Below are 17600 nucleotides of genomic sequence, written 5' to 3'. Positions count from 1 at the left end.
ATACGCGCCAGGGACACCGCGCCGCGGGTGGGCGACGGCTCAGCTCAGCGGCCGTACGCCTCCAGCAGGCGCAGCCAGACCTCGCTGACGGTCGGGTACGCCGGCACGGCGTGCCACAGCCGGTCCAGTGGGACCTCGCCGACGATGGCGATCGTCGCGGCATGGAGCAGTTCCGCGACGTCCGGGCCGACGAGGGTGAAGCCGACGATCACCCGCCGCTCCTCGTCCACGACCATGCGGGCGTGCCCCTGGTAGCCCTCGGCATGCAGCGTGGACCCGGCGACGGCGGCCAGGTCGTAGTCGACGACCCGGATCCGCAGCCCGGCTGCCTTGGCGGCGGCTGCGGTCAGCCCGACCGACGCGACCTCCGGGTCGGTGAAGACGACCTGCGGCACGGCGCGCGCGTCGGCCGTGGCGACGTGCCGACCCCACGGGCGGTCGTCCACCGCCTCGCCGGCGGCCCGCGCGACGATGACGTCACCCACCGCGCGAGCCTGGTACTTGCCCTGGTGGGTCAGCAGCACCCGCCGGTTGACGTCGCCGGCCGCGTACAGCCATCCGTCGCCGATCAACGCCCCGGCGTCGTCGAGCACCCGCAGGGTGTCGTCGACAGTGAGCCAGGCACCCGGCTTCAGGCCGATCCGGTCGAGGCCGACGTCCTGGGTGTTCGGCGTACGGCCGATCGCGACGAGGACCTCGTCGGCGTCGACCTGTTCGCCGTCGGTGAGCGTGATGTGCACGGTGCCGTCGCCGTCGCGGCTCACCGACGCGGCCTCGGCAGCCAGACGCACCGACACGCCGGCTTCCCGCAGAGACTGCGTGACCCGCTCGCCGACGAACGGCTCCGCCAGCCTGAGCAACCCGTCCCGGGCGAGCACCGTCACCGCCGAGCCGAGGCCCGCGTACGCGGTCGCCATCTCCGTGGCCACCACGCCACCACCGATGATGGCGAGCCGCCCGGGCACCTGGCTCGCGGCGGCTGCCTCCCGGCTGGTCCACGGTGCCGCCTCGCCCAGACCGGAGACGTCCGGCAGCAGTGCGCTGCTGCCGGTCGCGATGACCACAGCGTGTCGGGCGGTGAGCGAGGTCGGAGCGCCGTCCGCGCCGGTCACCTCGACGGTCCGGTCGGAGCTGATCCGTCCCTGGCCGCGATACAGCGTGATCCCCGCCGAGTTCAGCCAGGACACCTGCCCGTCGTCCGTCCAGTGCGACACGATGGAGTCCCGGCGGCGCAGCACGGCCGCCGCGTCCAGTTCGCCGGTCACCGCCTCACGCGCACCCGGCAGCTGACGGGCCGCCCGCAGCGCGCTCTGGCTGCGCAGCAACGCCTTGGTCGGCATGCAGGCCCAGTAGGAGCATTCGCCACCCACCAGTTCCCGCTCGACGATCGCGGCGGTCAGGCCGCCCTGCACGACGCGGTCGGCGACGTTCTCCCCCACCGGTCCCGCGCCGATGACAACGACGTCGTAGGTGGCGCTCTCCATGTCAGTTGCCCTTCGCGGTGCGGCCGAGGCGGATGGCTGCGATGAGGAAGAAGATGGCGCCGGGGATGGCGTAGCCGATCGCGTTGGTCAGGGCCGGGTTGTCCGCCGAGGCCGCCGCGATGAACGATCCACCGGCGAGTACGGAGAGACCACCGCCGATGATCATCGGCCACTGGCCGCCCATCTTACGGCGGGTGACGCCGACGATCAGCTGCACCAACCCGGCCACGACCGCCCAGGCACCCCAGACCCGCAGGACCGCCGGGACGCCGGACGTACCGGCGATGCCCAGGCCGACCGCGGCGAGCAGGCTGATCGCGACGTTCACGTACAGCAGGGTGGACGATCCGGTGGCCCGCGACGCGCGGACGTCGACGACGGCGGCGGCCACGTCGAACAGCGGGTAGAGCACGAGCAGCGTGGCGGTGAGGGGGTTGAGGTGCTTCGCGAGGGGGAAGGTCACGGCAGCCCAGGCGATAGCGAAGGCGAAGCGGCCGAAGTACAACCGCCGCAGGGCGGCGGCCGTCGTCGAGATGCCGGGAACGGCAACGGTGGTCATGTCATCCTCTCGAGGATTCCGGAGCGAACTGACGTTCAGCGGGGTGCGGGGCCCTGGGCGGGCGGGACTACTCGACGTCCGAGAACAGCCCCGTGATCTCCACCTGTGCGCCCTGGAGCCCACCGAAGACGGCGCCGGCGGCGGGCGTCGCGACCGCGGCGGAGGCGTCCTCGTAGCTGGCGAAGTAGAGGTCGAGCGTTCGGTACGCGGGGGTGGGCGTGCCGTCCTCCTTCGGCCACACCTTGGCCGACTCGACCCGCTGAAGCTTCGGGAACGTCTCCGCAGCCCGGCGTACGTCGGCATAGACCTTCTCGAACTCGTCCGGGTTGGCGGGATTCCCGATGATCAGAGTGATCTTGGTGGGCATGGCGCTCTCCTTGGGTCACCGCCGCACAGTCAACTGCCGCCAGGCGGAACGAACGTTCTGTCTCTGTGAACGGTAGCGAAGGGCACCCCTGATCGTCAAGACCGATCGTTCTGTTCACCGGAGTCGACCCGCTTCCACACCGGCACCGGCGCACCTGGTCGAGGACGAGGTGGACCGGACCGGTCAACAGTGGTGGTTCGAGATCGATGGCAGCGTCAGGCCCGGCGGACACCCGGGCCGGCACGTCGCGGGCCCGGGCCGGCCGCCGTCCGCGTACCCGAAGGGTTTATCGGGTCTTCGTGGCGAAGGGGCCGCCGTCGCCGAACGCGAGCCGCGCGAAGTTCTCCGCAGTGCGGCGATGCCCGGCACCGTCGGGGTGGACCTCGTCGGGGAGGGGGAATTCGGCGTAGTCGGCCTCGCCGTAGAGGTCACGTCCGTCGAGGTAGTGCAGGTTCGGGTCGTCGGCGGCCCGCCGTTGGACGATCTTGGCGAGTTCGTCCCGGATGATGGTGAGGGTCAGCCGCCCGGCGCTGCGTTCGGCCGGATCTCCGGTGGCCTTGAACCGCAGCCTCCCACCGTCGAGGTCCGGTGCGAGAGGGCCGGGCGTGTCTTCCTGGACCGGGCACAGGATGGCGGACACGACCAGCAGTGGCGTGCGCGGGTGCCCCTCCCGGATGGTGTCGAGGAAACCGTGGACCGCTGGGGTGAAGGCGCGCAGCCGCATCGCGTCGCTGTTGACGATGTTGATGCCGATCTTGACGCTGATCAGGTCCGCGGGAATGTCCCGCATGGCGCGGGCGGTGAACGGGTCGAGCAGCGCGCTCCCCCCGAACCCCAGGTTGACCAGCTCCACGCCGCCCGCTGCGGCGGCCAGCGCCGGCCAGATGGCGCTGGGATGACCGGCGTTCGAGCCGTGGCTGATGGAACTGCCGTGGTGCAGCCACGTCCTGCGTCGGCTGGGCGGGCTCTGTTCGACGGGCGCGTCGGTGCGCAGCGCGATCAACTCGGTGATCTCCGTGTGCGGGAGCCAGATCTCGACGTCCTTCTCACCCGCGGGCAGATCGGCGAAGCGGGCGGTGCCGGCCGGCCCTTCGGCGAGCACCGACGTCTGGGTGAACATGTCGGTGACGGTCCGGACGCTGCCGCCGGGCACCGAGGCCTGCGCGGCCAGACGGCCGTCGATCAGCAGGTCGTAGACGCCGTCCGCGGGCGGCGGGAAGCCCTGGTAGACCCGCTTGGTGGGCAGCGTGTCCAGTTCGATGGTGGTGGCCCGGGTCCGGAAGACCAGTCGCACGCCGGAGGGCTGGGCCTCGGCCATGGCCAGCTGGTCGTCGGGGATCTGCCGGCGCGCCCGCGCGGTCAGCCGATGCGGCAGCAGACCGCGCGTGGTGGTCTCCAGGTCGACGACGCCGCGCAGCAGGTCAGCAGTGATAGGGGTGGTCCATCGATGATCGGTGGTCATTGCCTCAAGCCTTTCGAGGGATGTCGGTGCTCATCGGCGCGCCGCGCCGCGAACCACTCGCGGACGGGCGGCGCTTCACCCCGTCAGGAACCGCTGCGGCTGCGCAGCAGCGCGTCGAGTGAATCCACGATCCAGTCCCAGGATTCCCGCTCGTCGGGGGCGCTGTGCGCGAAACCGCCGGCCAGTTCCAAGCTGACGAAGCCGTGGAAGACGCTGCCCAGCAGGCGGACCGCGTGCGTCGCGTCTGGCTCGTTCAACCCGTAGCCCCGCAGGATCGCCCGGGCCATCTGCGCGTGCCGGACGCCGGCGCTCGCGGCTGCCGTCTCCGGATCGAGCCGGAGCCGAGCGGCGGCATAGCGGCCCGGGTGTTCCCTGGCGTAGTCGCGGTAGGCCTCGGCGAAGGCGGCCAGGGCATCCCGGCCGGCACGACCGGCGACGGCATCGGCCACCCGGTCGGCGAGTTCGTCCAGCGCGAACAGCGCGATGCGGACCCTGAGGTCATGTGAGTTCTTCAGGTGCGAGTACAGGCTGGGGAGCTTGACGCCGCACCGCCGGGCGAGCGCCGAGACGGTGACCTCGTCGAAGCCGACCTCGTCGGCCAGCTCCGCCCCCGCTCGGGTCAGACGCTCCGGCGTGAGCCCTCGCTTCTCCATGACCCCTCCCTCAACCGCCTAGCAGCATCAGGTTACTGCCTAATACTACTAGGTTGACTGCCGGGGGCCCGGCGGGGCCCGCTGCCGCGTCACGCCTCGGAATCGCCGACGTCGGGCTTCTCCTCTCCGGTCGGCGACCCGGGAGCCTCCACCGGTCGCCCCCGCCGCCACCACGCGTCGACAAGCGCGACCAGGGCCAGCACCCCGGCCACCACGCTCAGCCCGACCATCGGCGCCCAGTGGGCCAGCGCCGGCGTGCACAGCAGCAGAGCGGCCAGTCCGATCGGCTGGGACCGGGACACCCTCCCGAAGATCTCGTACTCCAACCGGACACGGGAGACGAGGAAGAGCATCGGACCGCCGACCACGAACGGCAGCCAATTGGGCCTCGGCTGCCCGAACGGATCATCGATCACCAACTCGTAGCCGACCGCCGTGACGAGCACGCTGAGCACGAGCAACAGGTGCGTCCGTTCCAACGCCGTGCCCAGCCGAGCGGGCATCGCCACCCGGTCCAACGCATCGGTCAGGAGCAGACCCGCGCAGTGGAAGTAGATCCGCCAGAGCAGCGCGCTGGTCGCGAAGGCGACAGCGAAGGCGGCTGCCCGATCCGCCGAATAGTCCGCGCCACTGAAAACCACGCCGATGACGAGAATCGACTCACCGAGTGCGATGAGGAACATCTGCTGGTACCGGTCAGCGAGGTGCGTCCCCGCGATCCGCCACCGGGCCACCTTCGAGGCCCCGAGCCAGGGCAGCGGCCAACCCAGGGCCCACGCGACGTAGTCGACAGCGACAGCGGCAACCCACAGCGGCAGGCGGAGGTTGTCCGGACCCAGCGCACCGGCCAACCACAGTGGCGCGCTCGCCGAGGCCCACACGGCAAGCCGGAACGGCACCAGCCGTCGCGGATGGCCACGCAGCGCGGCGGCGACCACCAACGGCCGCACCACCATCACCGTCAGGTACGCGGCAGCGAACGACAGCGCCCGCTCCTCCATCGCCCTCGGCAACGTCACCGCCATGATCAGACCGGCGAACATGGTGCCGACCACGACGGCCTGAATGACCGGTTGCTCCGGTTCGTAACGGCTGGTGATCCAGGCGGTGTGCGACCAGATCAGCCAGAGCGCCAGAAAGAGCAGGAGCGTCCGCCCGAACCCCAGCACCAGCGTCCAGCCGGTGTCCTCGCCGAGGCCGGCGAACCGTTGCGAGACCCGGGTGAGGGCCACCACGAACGCCAGATCGAAGAACAGCTCCAGGAACGTCGCACGGCCCGAGCTCGTCGGCGGACGCAGCAGCCCGGCACCCCGCCCCGCCGCCATCGACCGCCTCCATCCGCCCCCGGTCGCACCAACGACGCGGCAGCGGAAGGAGTTGCGTCAGCGGACGCGCGCCCGGTCGGACCCCCACGCCGCACCGGTGCGCGCCGATTGCCCGGTCAGCAGTGCGGTGGCCGGGTCCCCCGAGCGTCGGCCGGCCCGCACCGCGCTTCCTCGACCGGATGCTCGGCGGCGCGCCGCGGCCCCGTGACGAACCGACTCAGCGCCGCCGCCACCACCCCGGCCACCACTCCGGTGAGCACCCCGGTGACGAGACTGGAGAACACCGCCGCCACCCGAAGGATCGCTTCCTGCGCCCGAGGGTCGAAGGTGCCGAGTCTCGGCGCGGTCGCACCGAACGCCTCGTCCCACAGCACCTGGTGACCAACCGCGAGAAGAACACCATGGACCGCCCCGATCACCACCACCGTCAGGAACGGACGCGGCGGACGCCGCCACAGCACGGCGGCCACCCAACAGATCAGGGGTACGACCGCGAGCAGCACGGCGGCCGGCTGCCCTCCCGCCACCACGTGCAGGTCGTGCAGGATCACCCGCGGTACGGCCAACGCGGCGAGCCCGACCAGGGCCGGCCACGAGAACCCGAGAGTACGCCGCGCGGCGCTCATCGCTCGCCCCGTACCGGTGCGGTCTCCCGGGCGAAACGCAGCAGGGCGGTGAATGCCAGCGCGGAGGTCACCGCGCCGCCGGCGAGGCGTACCCAGTGGCCGGCGACGAACTCCTCGGCGACCTGGCGCAGGTACTCCGGGGAGTGCGTGCCGACCGGGTCGACGAACATGATCTCGTTGCGCGGCCAGAAGAACACCACGGAGAACAGGAACTCGCAGGCGATGAAGACCACCGCGGCTGCCGCGACGTACCACCGCAGTCGCCGGTTGCGCCAGGTGAGGGCGGTAGCGGCGAGGCTGGTCAGCACGACCGAGGCGCCCAGCGGCGGGAAGTAGTCGCTCGGGCCTCCGGCGACCAGGAACTCGCGGGCCCGGTCCAGCGAGGCGGGCGCGTCACCGAAGATGTTCGGGTAGAGCATCACGGTCTCGGCCGCGACCCCACCAAAGGACATCATCGCCGCCCAGACGAGCAGGATGAGCACGATCCACGTCAGCTTGATACGGGACACAGCGGCACTTCTCCGTCATTTCCGGGCCCTGGCGGGCACGATCGGTGATGTCGCCGTCGACGCTAGGTCGCCAACCCGGCACCGTCTGCCGCGCAGCAGCGCGAGCTGGCATCGCTTCTCGACGTACCTGCCGGGGCCGGGGTGTTGCCTGCGGACGGCAGCGGCGCGGGTCCGCACCGACTTAGGCTCACGGACGTGCCGGCCAGTCCACCCACCCGAACCGAGGCGCTGCTCGCTGTCGCCATCCTGAGCCTGGTGACGGCGGCGGTGGTGACCGAGGACGCGTCCGCGGCCCAGGCGGCGTCGGCCGGCGGATTCGGGATCGGGTGGGCCGCCCTGCTGCCGGTGGCCCGGCGTTGGACGGTTCCGGCGCTGTTGGCGACCGCAGCCGGCATCCTCGGTTACTACGCGCTGGAGCTGCCGCCGGTCGGCGTGGCCGCCCCGGCCGCCGCCATCCTCTACCTGGCCGCCCAGCGGGGTCGGGTGCTGCCGGCCGCCGCTGTCGGCGGGGGCATGCTGGCCGTTTCGGTGGCCGCCCGGCTCATCGAGGGAGACGACATCTCCGTCGTGGTCGGTGCTGGTCTCGGCTCCGAGGCGGCCCTGATGCTGGCCGTCATCGCTCTCGGTGACGCCGTGCGCAACCGGCGTTCGCTACGGGCCGCGTTGGCCCGGCAGGCCGCCTCGGCGGCCGAGGAACGCCGCCGGGAGGCCGCGCGGCAGGTCGAGGCCGAGCGGCTGCGCATCGCCCGGGAGGTGCACGACACTCTCGGACACACGATGTCGGTGGTCACCCTGCAGTCGGCGGTGGCCCGGGAGGCACTCGCCGATGCCGAGCACGGCCAGGCCGAGGCCGCTCTGGCCGCGATCCACGCGGTGAGTGGCAGCGCCATGGCCGAGCTGCGTGCCACGCTGGGCACGCTGCGCCGCGAACCCGGAGCGCGCGAGCCGGCCCCCGGTCTGACCCAGTTGGGCCCGCTCGTCGAGGGCGTCCGCAGTGGTGGGCTGCCGGTCGAGCTGCGTCTCGACGGCCCTGTCGACGCCCTGCCCACGGTGGTCGGCAGCACCGTCTACCGGATCGTGCAGGAGGCCCTGACCAATGTGCTGCGCCACGCCCACGCCACCCGCGCCGTGGTGACGATCCGGGCCACCCCGGCCCGGTTGTCGGTGGAGGTCGTCGACGACGGCCGGGGATCCCCCGACGGCACCGGGGTGGAGGCGGGTCAGGGGCTGCGCGGCATGTCGGAACGGGTTGCCCTGCTCGGCGGAACCTTCGCGGCCGGCGAGACCGCCGACGGCGGCTTCCGCGTCTCGGTCCACCTACCGCTGGCCGGGGTCCCCGCATGAGCGACGTACGCGTCGTCCTCGTCGATGACCAGCACCTGGTGCGCACCGGGCTCCGCGCGTTGCTGGAACGCGCCACGGACATCACCGTGGTCGGCGAAGCCGGCGACGGCCGAGCGGGCCTGGCGGTCGTTCGCGAGCACCGGCCCGACGTGGTGCTGATGGACGTCCGGATGCCCGGCGGCGACGGTATCGAGGCAACCCGGCGCATCCTCACCGACCCGACGCTGGCCGACGTCCGGGTGGTCATGTTGACCACCTTCGACGACGACGAGTACCTCTTCGAGGCCATTCGCGCCGGCGCGGCCGGCTTCCTGCTCAAGGACACCCCGCCCGACGCCCTGCGGGACGCCGTCCGCGTGGTGGCCGGCGGGGACGCGCTGCTGTCGCCGGCGGTGACCCGGCGGGTGATCGCCGCGGCGGCCCGCACCCCCGTGGCGGACCCGGCCCGGCTGACCGGGCTCACCGGGCGGGAACGCGACGTGCTGGCACAGGTCGGCACCGGCCGGTCGAATGTGGAGATCGGGGCGGCCCTGCACCTCAGCCCGGACACCGCCCGCACCTACGTGAGTCGCCTGCTGCACAAGCTCAACGCCCGTGACCGCGCCCAGCTCGTGGTCATCGCGTACGAGAGCGGGTTGGTCCGCCCCGGCGAGGGCTGACCCCGCGTACGGCAGTACGCGCGGGCGCGGCGCTCCGGTCACCGCAGACTCAGGTCGGGGTAGCGCCAGTTCAGCCGGTACTGGGCGCGTAGGCGGGGCCGGGGCACCTCCCACTCGTACTCGACCAGACCGTCGTGCTCCCGGGGAGGCGGAGTGACATCGGTCGCCACATCGGTGGTGAAGGATGTCTCGCTGCCCCAGACCGCAGGATGACTGGAGGCGGGGAAGGAGAGCCTGATGTTCAGTCGCCGCGTGGGCAGCCGGATGTCGCGCTGGAGCCAGTCGCCGAACTTCCACTCCGGCACCCGGTAGGCGTAGTGGATCAACGTGCGCTGGCCAGGATAGAGCGGGTAGGGAACCCCGTCGCTGCCGAACAGAAGAACGATCTTCAGGAAGGCGTTTCGGCTGCGGGTGACCTTCCACTTCATGGGTTCCGGCTGGTCGACGCCGATCGAGGCCCGGAAGTCGACCTCGTCGGTGCTGAGCGGATGGCGGGCGTGGAACGCCATGGATCGTTCGGGATCGTCGGGGAACCGGTCGATGTCGATCTGCACCGTGTGCCGGGTGATCGGCTCGGTGCCGACGCTGTGCAGGTGCCGCCGGATCCGGCACTCGTACCAGCCGTCGACGAGGGCGAGGGAGGCCAACTCCTCCTCGATCACCAGGTGCGGGCCGGCCGGCGGCGCGATCGCGGTGGGAGCGGGAGCCAGGCTCAGACCTCGCAGCCGTCTGGTGCCGGCGAAGACGACGTACCGCTGCCAGACACGGTTCCCGGTCTCCAACACCGCCTCGACACGGCGGGCGAACTCCTCTGTGGGCTGATGCCGCCCGCTCTCCATGTGGCTGACGTACGAGGGGTCGAACCCGATTCGGCCGGCGAGCGTCTTCTTGGACATCGCGCGGTAGCGGCGCCAGTACGCGAGCTCCCGGACGAACGCCGCAGCGGCCTCGTCCTGAGCGGAGGTGTCCATCGCCCGTCCCCCCATCGAGCTCAAGTCTGACCAACGCGGTGCGTCCGCGCCAGCGCCGTGGACCGGGATCGGACCCGGCGCACCGACCGCGATCCGTTCGCCTTCCGCCGACGGGCGATCAACTGCTACACATTGCTCAGACGACAGACACGGTTCGTGACATCAGGCCCAGGGAGGGTGCATGAGCACTGTGCTGCTCAAGATTCCGGTCGCCGAGGGTAGCGATGAATACGTGGAGGTGGAGGTGGACCGCCGCGACCTCGCGGGGATCGAGCTCGCCGCGGCGGACGACGGCCGGGGCCAGTGGGCGGCGACCACGTTGACCGCGTCGCTGGAGAGGGTGCTGCCCGCGTTGCGTACCGTCATCGGCCGGCTGCGGTCGGCGGGGGCGCCGGACGAGATCTCCGTCGAACTCGGCCTGGCCATCGGCGGAGAGACCGGCCTCATCTTCACCAAGGGAACCACCGAGGCGACGTTCACCGTGAACGTCACCTGGCGGCGGAGTGAGCCCCCGGCTGCTGCCACCTCAGCTGCGTCGGAGGCACCGGCGCGGTGAACACGCCCTCCTCCCGCAGCCGACGGTAACGGGGGACGTCGACAGGCCCCTCACCCTCCGGCATGCGGTCAGCGTCGGTGTAGACCTTGCCGTTCAGGTGGTCGATCTCGTGGGCGACGCTGCGGGCGAGCCCTCCCGTGAGGACGACGTCTCGCAGGTCGCCCGCCGCGGTCCAATGGCGTACGCGAAGACCGTAGGGCCGTTGGACGATGCCGCGGACGTCGAAGAAGCTCAAGCATCCTTCGTAGTCGCGGACCTCCTCGTCGGTCCGGTCCAGCACGCTCGGGTTGATCAGCTCGATGTAGTCCCGTGAACCTGGCACCGTGACGATCGCGATGGCGTAGGCCATGCCGAGCTGAGGGGCGGCGATCCCCATACTCACCTCGGGCTTGAACGAGTGGTACCGGTTGACCCATCCGGCGACGCGGCGCAGGTGCGTGAGCACCCGTCCGGCCAGCAGGCGGTCGCTCGGTGAGTCGAAGTTGATCTGCCGCGTCTTGGCCGGCAGCTCCGACGACCGTCGCCCGCGTGCCGCGCCCCGCACCTGCCTGATGCCGAACTGCCGAAGGACGCTCGGCGCGTCAGCGCAGACACTGCTGTCCGGGATGCGCTTCCAGAAGAACCAGTCCAGCCGGATGCGACGCTCCTCGGCGAGGTCGTCCTCCTCTGCCGTACGGTCCCAGGAGTAGATGGTGCGGTCATCCTCGACCCGTACCTGGACGTCCGGCAACGGTTCGAGGTCCGTCTCCGACGGCAGTGAGGTCACGCCCCAGCACTCCGGCTCCAACTCGGTCGGCAGGTGTGCTTCCACCGACAGCCGGTCGGTGTTCGGCTTGATGTTGCGCTTGTACCACTGCCCCCAGATCTCGTCACTGACGTGGTACGTGTACTCGACGACAACCTGTTGCCCCGGCGTCAGCAGTTTCGACGCGGGAAAACAGAGGTCGAAGTTGATCTCCTCGTGACGTACCTTTGTCGGCTTGGCATCCATCGGACGGGATTCGCCGTCGAAAACGCACCAGGCTCGTAGGCCGATGTCACGAACAGGGTCGTCGACACTGAGTGGGTGCTGCGCGTGGTGGCGCAGATTACGCACGGCCTCGTCGTTGAGAAAGCGCTGCACTGACACTTTCATCTCGTACTTCGCGCGCGGGGCACTGCCGCCGTGGTGCAGCACGCGCCGTTGGCGCAGGGTGTATTGCGTGCCGTCGTAATGAACCTCGCCATGGTCGTGTATCAGCACCAGACCGGGTCGCGCGGTGGCGACCGCTGCCAACGCCCGCTCCAACAACGCGCCGTCGAGCACCAGCACCTCGGCCGAGTCGTCGGTGGTGATCGCCTGGAGCATGCCGAACACCGCGGAGGTGGCCGGATCCCAGACCGGCCCCCCGCTGAACCCGCGCTGAACCCGAAAGACCCGGTGCACCACCTCGTCGACCTGCAACCGGTGTCTGCCGACCGCGCCGAGCAACCGGCCCTGCACATGCCTGCCCAGGTCACGCCCCTGGCCGGGCCCCCACATCTGCACCGGCACGTTGTAACGGTCCTTCAGGTCCGCCCGGATGCGAAGCGGTTCCGCGCCACTGCCGGCAAGGCCCTCGCCGAGCCTGAGCACCGCGACGTCAGCGACGTCGAAGTCGTCACCGGTCGGCAACCACGCCACCACCTCGGCGCTGCGTTCGATCCAACTGTTCGACGCCCCCAGCAGGGCGAAATGCAGCGAGACGCGGCTGTTCTTCGGAACTCTTTCCACCTGTCGGGCGGGACGGCCCAGCGCCACATTCACCACGTGCGCGCACGTCAGCATCAACCGCTCCCCGACCAGGAAGGCAAGTCCGACGGGGTCGGCCTTCGCCCGGTCGAGAACGAAGGCGATCGCTTGCTCGACCCGGTACATCAGCACATCCTCCGACGGGAAAGCGGTTCGCCGATCGTATCGGCCAGCATCGTGGCCCAGCCAGGATGGCGCGTTGATTCGTGGCCTACCGAGGAGCACCATGACCGGCATGGATGAGTGGGCAGTGCTGTTCGACCTCGACGGCACCCTGGTCGATACCGCGCCAATCTGGCGGTCCGCTTTCGTCGCCCTGATCGACGGGCGACAGCCCGTTCCGGCCGGGGCGACAGACGGCCTGCTCGGCCTCACCGCGCTGGAGGCCATCACGACGATCCACCGCCGGATCGGCTGGACCGGGTGGGACCCGGCGGCAGATGTGGCGGAGGTCGAGGCGGCGGTGCGGCAGCTATACCGTGACCGGGCGACGAGCTGGCAGGCCGACGGCGTACGCCTGATCACGGCCCTGCGGGCGGACGGCGTGCCCGTCGGGCTCGTCACGTCGAGCAGCCGGTACATCCTCGACGCTCTGTTTGGTCATCCCGGTGCTCCCCGCTTCGACGTGGTGGTCTGCGGCGACGACGTGAAGCGGACGAAGCCCGCCCCCGACCCGTACCTGTTGGCGGCACGGCGGCTGGGTCTGCCGCCCGGCCGTTGCGCCGTCGTCGAGGACTCCCCCACGGGCGTTGCCAGCGCGGTCGCCGCCGGATGCCCGGTGGTGCTGGTCGGTGACCAGGGGCAACTCGGGACGGTCCAGGTGCCGAGCCTCGGTCAGCTCACCGTGTCCGCGCTGCGCCAGGTGGTGTCTCCCGCGACCCACGGGTCACCGGGCGAAGCCCACACGACCCTGGGGCCAGCGCACCACCGGCACGGCTGACCCCAGCGTCGTCGACCTTCGTGGTCACCGCGCCCACGTCGTCGGCGTCACTCCGGGCCGAGCGGTGGCAGCGGCGGGAGGCTGCTGGGCATGCTCGTCTGCCCCGAGATGCCACCGTTGTGGCGGCGTAGGTATTCCCGAAGGGTATGGATCATGCCCTCGGTGGTCGAGCCCGAGACACCCTCGATGTGGAGCTGGTCGGTGGCGGAGATACCCATCACCAGCTCGATGGCGGGTCGTCCGGCGACCATGAGCCGCAGGGTCTGCCTGCCGGTCACGTGCACGATGCTCCCGGTGGCGGTGGCGATCGGGATCGCCGTCGGGTTCTGCGGCATCGGCTGGGCGGGGGGCGGCGCCTGGTTCGCCGGCGGGAGGAAGAAGTTCACCCGGTCACTGGCGGTCTCCAGGCCGTCCACACTCTGCAGGTGGTATTCCTTGGTCGCGTCGCTGACCGTCGCACCGGTCCGCATGTCGAGGATGGACTCGTAGGTCAGCAGCCGATAGTTCGACAGGTAGACGACCAGGATCTTGTAGAGCGAGGCACGCAGGACGCCGTCGGCACCACGGGCGATCTGGTACGGGATCTCCGGCGGCAGACCGTGGAAGACCAGGAGGTTCTCGCCCCACTTGAGGGTGACCTCGCCCGGGTGGCGGTTCAACCGCCGACGGCCGGCGTCCGCCGCGTAGTTCTCACCCTCCTGCAGCCAGCCGTCCATCTGGCTGTCCGTGGCGCGGGGATAGGCCGCGGCGACCGCCGAGTTGTAGGCCGAGTACGTCCCGGCGAGCTTGATCCCACCGAAGATGACGGCGGCACCACCGCCGAGGATGCCCAGGCAGCCGAGGCACGCCAGAGCGGCCAGGCCGCTGTCCGCGGAGGCACCGACGAGCGACAGCAGGCCGACGACCAGGAGCAGGCCGCCGCCGCCGAGCGCGATCAGGGCCCCGACGTACGAGGGCTTCTGCGGCACCAGGTTGAAGTACTTGTGTACCAGCTCTTGCCGGGTGGGGTTCTGCGTCGTGTGGTTCTGTGTCATGCCACTCATCCCATGGATCGCCGATAGAGGTTGCGCCAGGTCAGACACTCCGTCGCCGGGACGTGGCTGACGATTTCGATCGCGTGGCCGGTCGACACGTGGCTTGTGGCCGGGTCGTATTGGCCGTCGCGACCTGACACCGGGAGGCTGCGCAGGCCGTAGTAGTCCTCACGGACCAGCGCCAGGAGCGCCTTCGCGTGTGCCGAGCCCGGGTCGAGGCGACACGCCTCGCCCAGCAGCCGCTCGATGCCGTCGATGACCTCGCCGGAGTGGTTCGCCGGGCGGACACCCTGGAGCAGCACGAGTGCCCAGTAGTAGTACAGATCCGAGCTGCGGCGGTGCCTGCTGTGCAGATCGGGGAGCCGGTCGAGGGCCGCGGTGTAGCGCCGGGCGTCGAGGAACCGCAGCACGGCGACGTGGTCGGGGTCTCCGGCGAGCGGGTCGGCGAGCACAGCGGCGAGCCACGGCGCGCTCCTGACGATGGTGTCGTTGGGAATGATCCAGGCGGACCGCTCCGCGAGCGACCTGTCCGCGCTGACGACCATGCCGACGACGAGTCCCGTGGCCGCGTCCGTGGCGGCACCGCCACTGAACCCGGGCTCGACCCATGCCGTGTGGCCGTGGACGGCGTCGATCTGGAGCCATTCGCCGGTGCGACTCGGACCTGAGACGCGCGCCTGGCTGCGGCGTCCTTCCTGGCCGCGGTCCGGAAGCCCGAAGAGGTCGAGGATCGTGCCCGGAGCGGGTCGGGTTGCCGGTCCCATCGGCGCGACGGCGTCCGCCGGGTGACCAGCGATGTCGATCGTGGCAACGTCCGGAACCGGGTTGACGTCGCTGTCAAAGGCGCTGGGCACGTCCACCGCGCGGATGCCGGGCAGCGAGGCGACCCGGCACTGCCGTTGACCGGGTGCGATGAGGTGGGCGCAGGTGAGCGCGCGGGTCGGTGTGACGGCGAAGCCACACCCCGTGCTGGCGCCGGTCACCTCCAAGCGCCACACCTCGTCGACACCGGTCATGACGTGCGGGTGTCCGTGGAGTCGTCGCGGCGCCAGAGCAGCTCAACCGAGATGTTGCCCTCCACGGCGGAACGGGCGATCACCGCACCCACCTCGGTCGTCAACTTCACCCCGAATCCGATCTTGATCTCGTCGGGGCTCGATGCTCTGCGCAGGTCGGCGAGCACGGCTTCGGCCGCGTCACGAATATGGGTCAGATTCGCCTCGAAGAATTCGCGTGCCTCCCGGACGCCATTCACCCGCCTTCCGGCGGGAGTCGAGCCCCGACGCTCCTCCTCCACCTCGACAATGACCGAGGTGCCGTCACGGACAACAAATCTGACAAGTTCGGTTTCCGGCATCGTCCCCCCAGGATTGGGCTCGACCATACCAAGATGGACAGTCGGCAAAGACACCCGAACGTTCACCGTCAATCAACGCACGGTCGTCGTACCCGAGCCGGTTCACCACATCGGACACATAGGTGGCAGCGGCTTCGTCCACCGCTTCGGGCATCACGTACGCCGATCGACGATGGTGACCTGGACGGCCCTTGTGGACGCCGAAGCCCAGCTGGACCCGGGTGTCTCCGGCGTCTGTCCTCAGCGACTTGACCGCGTACCGATGGGGAGATGACGCCTCCCGCCAGGCCGGCATCACGCTGCTCCGGTTCGCCAATCAATACGTCGGCCAACCGGTTTCCGCTCAGCTCTCCGGGGCCGATGTTCGTGTGTCTTGTTTACGACAGAGGCATTCCGTCGTGAGAGAAGAACGCGACGATGTCGCGGCCGTTGTTGACACCATCCGGCAAGTGCGGAAGCAAATACCGCAGCTGTCGCGGCGGCAGGACAGGAAGCCCGGTATGACCAAGGACCAGTTCCGGAAGGCGCGGGCTCTCGCGCCCCGGAAGGCGCACGAGTGCTGGAGTTTTGTTCCAGCGCCACGCCGGCTCGATGGACGACGCTGAGCTAGCCGGCCGCCACGACGATGTCGCCGACCTCGGTCGCTGGTGAGATCCCCGAGGTCCGGACCGACACGTGCCAGGCCCCGCCCGGCAGCACCGGGGCGGCGTGGTAACCGTCCCCGGCCAGCCGCAGTGCCGTCGGCGGGCCGAGTGGCCGGCCCTGCAGGTCTTCGATGTGCAGCCGCAACGGCAGGTCCTCGACATCGGCGGTGACGTGGATGGGGCAGGGCACGCCCGGCCGCACCACCTCGGGGAGTGTCAGGCTCAGCTCCGGTTCGGGGCCGAGCGCGGCGCCGAGGTCTATCCCGTTGACGGCATCGACGAGATGGTCCAGCACGCGAGGGTCGCTCTGCAAGCCGGAGTGCCGCACCGGCCAGTACGTCGCCTTGTCAGTCGAGTCGTGCCCGGCCGGCAGGCAGGAGAACGGGGCGACGGTGCCGTCCCCGGCTAACGCCGACACGTCGAGGTCGGGGAGGTCCGGGTGGTAGGTGACGCCGGTCGCGTCGAGAGTGAGGCTCAGATCCGTCGACTGCCGGCGCCCGCCGAAATGAATCATCGTCGGCCCGCCGCCCGCCGGTCCCTCGCCCTGCCACAGGCGCGGCCGCCACCTCACTCTGCCGGTCAGTGTCGGGACGTCCACCTCGTCCAGGCGCTTCCGTCCGCCGTCGCCACGCACACAGCGGTACGTCGGCAACAGGTCGGCGACCGACGGGAAGCTCGACGCCAGCTCGGCGAGAGTGTCGTTGAGTCGCGGCACGGCGGGCGCGAGGTGGCCCGTGAAGGCGCGTACCGCCTTGACCGAGCCGCTGAACGGGGTGCCGATGGTGATCACCCGACGAGTGATCTCTCGGCCCACTCCAGCGGCGAAGGTGGCGGCGATGAGGCCACCCATCGAGTGGCAGACGAGAGTCACCTTGGCATCGTGTTCTCCCGGCTCGGAGCGCCACCGTTCCAGCTCACGCTGAACCCGCACCGCGAGCTTGGCCGCGTTGTGGGCAACGGACAGGCGCCAGTCGTACGCGAAGGCGACCACACGCTGCGGCGCGGGCAGGCGGGACAGGCGACGCAGCAGCCGGTGGTAGCCGGCGCCGGCCCACAACCCTGGCAGGACGTGCCACCCCTGCACCAGGCCACAGGGTTCCAGCCGGTGCGGGCCCTCAGGCTCACCGTCGCCGATGCCCTCCGGCAACCGCAGCAGGTGCAGCATCTCGCGGTGGTGCGTGAGACCGGCCCACACGCTCGGGGCCGACCTGTTCCACACCTCTCGCTGATCGTCGCGTAACACGCTGCCCATCAGCCCGGGCACGACGACCACGAGGTCATGTCCCATCGACCGATTATGCCGACCTGTCGCCTTTCGCGCGATGCACGCCCGCACCGC

Annotated in this window: 18 protein-coding genes; 4 read left to right on the top strand and 14 right to left on the bottom strand. The window is 70.5% G+C overall.

Features of this window, described 5'->3' with window-relative positions:
* Positions 1-44: 44 nt before the first annotated feature.
* The 8 genes from QCZ28_RS23640 to QCZ28_RS23605 form a co-directional block, all read right to left on the bottom strand.
* Complete coding sequence (locus QCZ28_RS23640; protein WP_279518700.1) at positions 45-1484, bottom strand: NAD(P)/FAD-dependent oxidoreductase; 1440 nt, start codon at positions 1482-1484, stop codon at positions 45-47.
* Position 1485: 1 nt separating this feature from the next.
* Complete coding sequence (locus tag QCZ28_RS23635) at positions 1486-2043, bottom strand: hypothetical protein (RefSeq protein WP_279518699.1); 558 nt, start codon at positions 2041-2043, stop codon at positions 1486-1488.
* 67 nt (positions 2044-2110) lie between these two features.
* Positions 2111-2410 (bottom strand): hypothetical protein, encoded by a 300-nt coding sequence (locus tag QCZ28_RS23630; RefSeq protein WP_030328301.1) that lies wholly within the window; start codon positions 2408-2410, stop codon positions 2111-2113.
* Between the two features lie 286 nt (positions 2411-2696).
* Positions 2697-3872, bottom strand: a complete 1176-nt coding sequence (locus QCZ28_RS23625) for a GDSL-type esterase/lipase family protein (protein ID WP_279518698.1) — start codon at positions 3870-3872, stop codon at positions 2697-2699.
* Between the two features lie 83 nt (positions 3873-3955).
* Positions 3956-4525: a TetR/AcrR family transcriptional regulator gene (locus QCZ28_RS23620; protein ID WP_279518697.1), complete on the bottom strand. Its 570-nt coding sequence runs from the start codon at positions 4523-4525 to the stop codon at positions 3956-3958.
* An 89-nt stretch (positions 4526-4614) separates the two neighbouring features.
* Positions 4615-5850, bottom strand: a complete 1236-nt coding sequence (locus QCZ28_RS23615) for a low temperature requirement protein A (RefSeq protein WP_279518696.1) — start codon at positions 5848-5850, stop codon at positions 4615-4617.
* A gap of 116 nt (positions 5851-5966) precedes the next feature.
* Complete coding sequence (locus tag QCZ28_RS23610) at positions 5967-6476, bottom strand: hypothetical protein (protein WP_279518695.1); 510 nt, start codon at positions 6474-6476, stop codon at positions 5967-5969.
* Positions 6473-6985: a DUF1772 domain-containing protein gene (locus QCZ28_RS23605; protein ID WP_279518694.1), complete on the bottom strand. Its 513-nt coding sequence runs from the start codon at positions 6983-6985 to the stop codon at positions 6473-6475. Before QCZ28_RS23605 ends, QCZ28_RS23610 begins: the two co-directional genes overlap by 4 nt.
* Before the next feature lie 195 nt (positions 6986-7180).
* Between QCZ28_RS23605 and QCZ28_RS23600 the strand changes: the two genes are divergently transcribed.
* Positions 7181-8329 (top strand): histidine kinase, encoded by a 1149-nt coding sequence (locus QCZ28_RS23600; RefSeq protein WP_279518693.1) that lies wholly within the window; start codon positions 7181-7183, stop codon positions 8327-8329.
* Positions 8326-8988, top strand: coding sequence for a response regulator transcription factor (locus QCZ28_RS23595; protein WP_279518692.1), 663 nt, complete (start codon positions 8326-8328; stop codon positions 8986-8988). The genes QCZ28_RS23600 and QCZ28_RS23595 overlap by 4 nt, the downstream gene beginning before the upstream one ends.
* Positions 8989-9026: 38 nt before the next feature.
* On the opposite strand, the gene QCZ28_RS23590 is transcribed toward QCZ28_RS23595, so the two are convergent.
* Positions 9027-9959, bottom strand: a complete 933-nt coding sequence (locus QCZ28_RS23590; RefSeq protein ID WP_279518691.1) for a helix-turn-helix transcriptional regulator — start codon at positions 9957-9959, stop codon at positions 9027-9029.
* Between the two features lie 181 nt (positions 9960-10140).
* Here QCZ28_RS23590 and QCZ28_RS23585 point away from each other — a divergent pair, with 181 nt between their 5' ends.
* Positions 10141-10515 carry a CU044_2847 family protein gene (locus tag QCZ28_RS23585; protein ID WP_279518690.1) on the top strand — a complete coding sequence of 125 codons (375 nt, stop codon included), beginning with the start codon at positions 10141-10143 and terminating at the stop codon, positions 10513-10515.
* On the opposite strand, the gene QCZ28_RS23580 is transcribed toward QCZ28_RS23585, so the two are convergent.
* On the bottom strand, positions 10448-12412 hold the full coding sequence (locus QCZ28_RS23580) for a peptide deformylase (RefSeq protein WP_279518689.1): 1965 nt from the start codon (positions 12410-12412) through the stop codon (positions 10448-10450). The two genes, QCZ28_RS23585 and QCZ28_RS23580, sit on opposite strands and share 68 nt — an antisense overlap.
* Before the next feature lie 100 nt (positions 12413-12512).
* On the opposite strand from QCZ28_RS23580, the gene QCZ28_RS23575 reads away from it, so the two are divergent.
* Positions 12513-13226: an HAD family hydrolase gene (locus QCZ28_RS23575; RefSeq protein ID WP_279518688.1), complete on the top strand. Its 714-nt coding sequence runs from the start codon at positions 12513-12515 to the stop codon at positions 13224-13226.
* A gap of 47 nt (positions 13227-13273) precedes the next feature.
* Here QCZ28_RS23575 and QCZ28_RS23570 read toward each other — a convergent pair whose 3' ends face one another.
* From QCZ28_RS23570 to QCZ28_RS23555, 4 genes are all read right to left on the bottom strand, one after another.
* Entirely contained in the window at positions 13274-14260 is a 987-nt protein-coding gene (locus tag QCZ28_RS23570) for a hypothetical protein (protein WP_279518687.1), read from the bottom strand.
* 5 nt (positions 14261-14265) lie between these two features.
* The gene (locus QCZ28_RS23565) at positions 14266-15276 is read right to left on the bottom strand and encodes a serine protease (RefSeq protein ID WP_279518686.1); all 1011 of its coding nucleotides are present in this window, start codon (positions 15274-15276) and stop codon (positions 14266-14268) included.
* On the bottom strand, positions 15273-15617 hold the full coding sequence (locus QCZ28_RS23560; protein WP_279518685.1) for a CU044_2847 family protein: 345 nt from the start codon (positions 15615-15617) through the stop codon (positions 15273-15275). The genes QCZ28_RS23565 and QCZ28_RS23560 overlap by 4 nt, the downstream gene beginning before the upstream one ends.
* A 606-nt stretch (positions 15618-16223) precedes the next feature.
* Positions 16224-17549 carry a hypothetical protein gene (locus QCZ28_RS23555; protein ID WP_279518684.1) on the bottom strand — a complete coding sequence of 442 codons (1326 nt, stop codon included), beginning with the start codon at positions 17547-17549 and terminating at the stop codon, positions 16224-16226.
* Between the last annotated feature and the right edge of the window lie 51 nt (positions 17550-17600).

Source organism: Micromonospora sp. DH14, assembly GCF_029809455.1.
Lineage (GTDB): Bacteria > Actinomycetota > Actinomycetes > Mycobacteriales > Micromonosporaceae > Micromonospora > Micromonospora parva.
The sequence above is the reverse complement of the archived record's forward strand: the minus strand, read 5'-3'. Positions and strand labels throughout refer to the sequence as shown.

Bases quoted from the DNA above. Each gene is read 5' to 3' on its own strand.
- QCZ28_RS23640 (WP_279518700.1), bottom strand. From the start codon at position 1,484: ATGGAGAGCGCCACCTACGACGTCGTTGTCATCGGCGCGGGACCGGTG.
- QCZ28_RS23635 (WP_279518699.1), bottom strand. From the start codon at position 2,043: ATGACCACCGTTGCCGTTCCCGGCATCTCGACGACGGCCGCCGCCCTG.
- QCZ28_RS23630 (WP_030328301.1), bottom strand. From the start codon at position 2,410: ATGCCCACCAAGATCACTCTGATCATCGGGAATCCCGCCAACCCGGAC.
- QCZ28_RS23625 (WP_279518698.1), bottom strand. From the start codon at position 3,872: ATGACCACCGATCATCGATGGACCACCCCTATCACTGCTGACCTGCTG.
- QCZ28_RS23620 (WP_279518697.1), bottom strand. From the start codon at position 4,525: ATGGAGAAGCGAGGGCTCACGCCGGAGCGTCTGACCCGAGCGGGGGCG.
- QCZ28_RS23615 (WP_279518696.1), bottom strand. From the start codon at position 5,850: ATGGCGGCGGGGCGGGGTGCCGGGCTGCTGCGTCCGCCGACGAGCTCG.
- QCZ28_RS23610 (WP_279518695.1), bottom strand. From the start codon at position 6,476: ATGAGCGCCGCGCGGCGTACTCTCGGGTTCTCGTGGCCGGCCCTGGTC.
- QCZ28_RS23595 (WP_279518692.1), top strand. From the start codon at position 8,326: ATGAGCGACGTACGCGTCGTCCTCGTCGATGACCAGCACCTGGTGCGC.
- QCZ28_RS23590 (WP_279518691.1), bottom strand. From the start codon at position 9,959: ATGGACACCTCCGCTCAGGACGAGGCCGCTGCGGCGTTCGTCCGGGAG.
- QCZ28_RS23585 (WP_279518690.1), top strand. From the start codon at position 10,141: ATGAGCACTGTGCTGCTCAAGATTCCGGTCGCCGAGGGTAGCGATGAA.
- QCZ28_RS23580 (WP_279518689.1), bottom strand. From the start codon at position 12,412: ATGTACCGGGTCGAGCAAGCGATCGCCTTCGTTCTCGACCGGGCGAAG.
- QCZ28_RS23575 (WP_279518688.1), top strand. From the start codon at position 12,513: ATGACCGGCATGGATGAGTGGGCAGTGCTGTTCGACCTCGACGGCACC.
- QCZ28_RS23570 (WP_279518687.1), bottom strand. From the start codon at position 14,260: ATGACACAGAACCACACGACGCAGAACCCCACCCGGCAAGAGCTGGTA.
- QCZ28_RS23565 (WP_279518686.1), bottom strand. From the start codon at position 15,276: ATGACCGGTGTCGACGAGGTGTGGCGCTTGGAGGTGACCGGCGCCAGC.
- QCZ28_RS23560 (WP_279518685.1), bottom strand. From the start codon at position 15,617: ATGCCGGAAACCGAACTTGTCAGATTTGTTGTCCGTGACGGCACCTCG.
- QCZ28_RS23555 (WP_279518684.1), bottom strand. From the start codon at position 17,549: ATGGGACATGACCTCGTGGTCGTCGTGCCCGGGCTGATGGGCAGCGTG.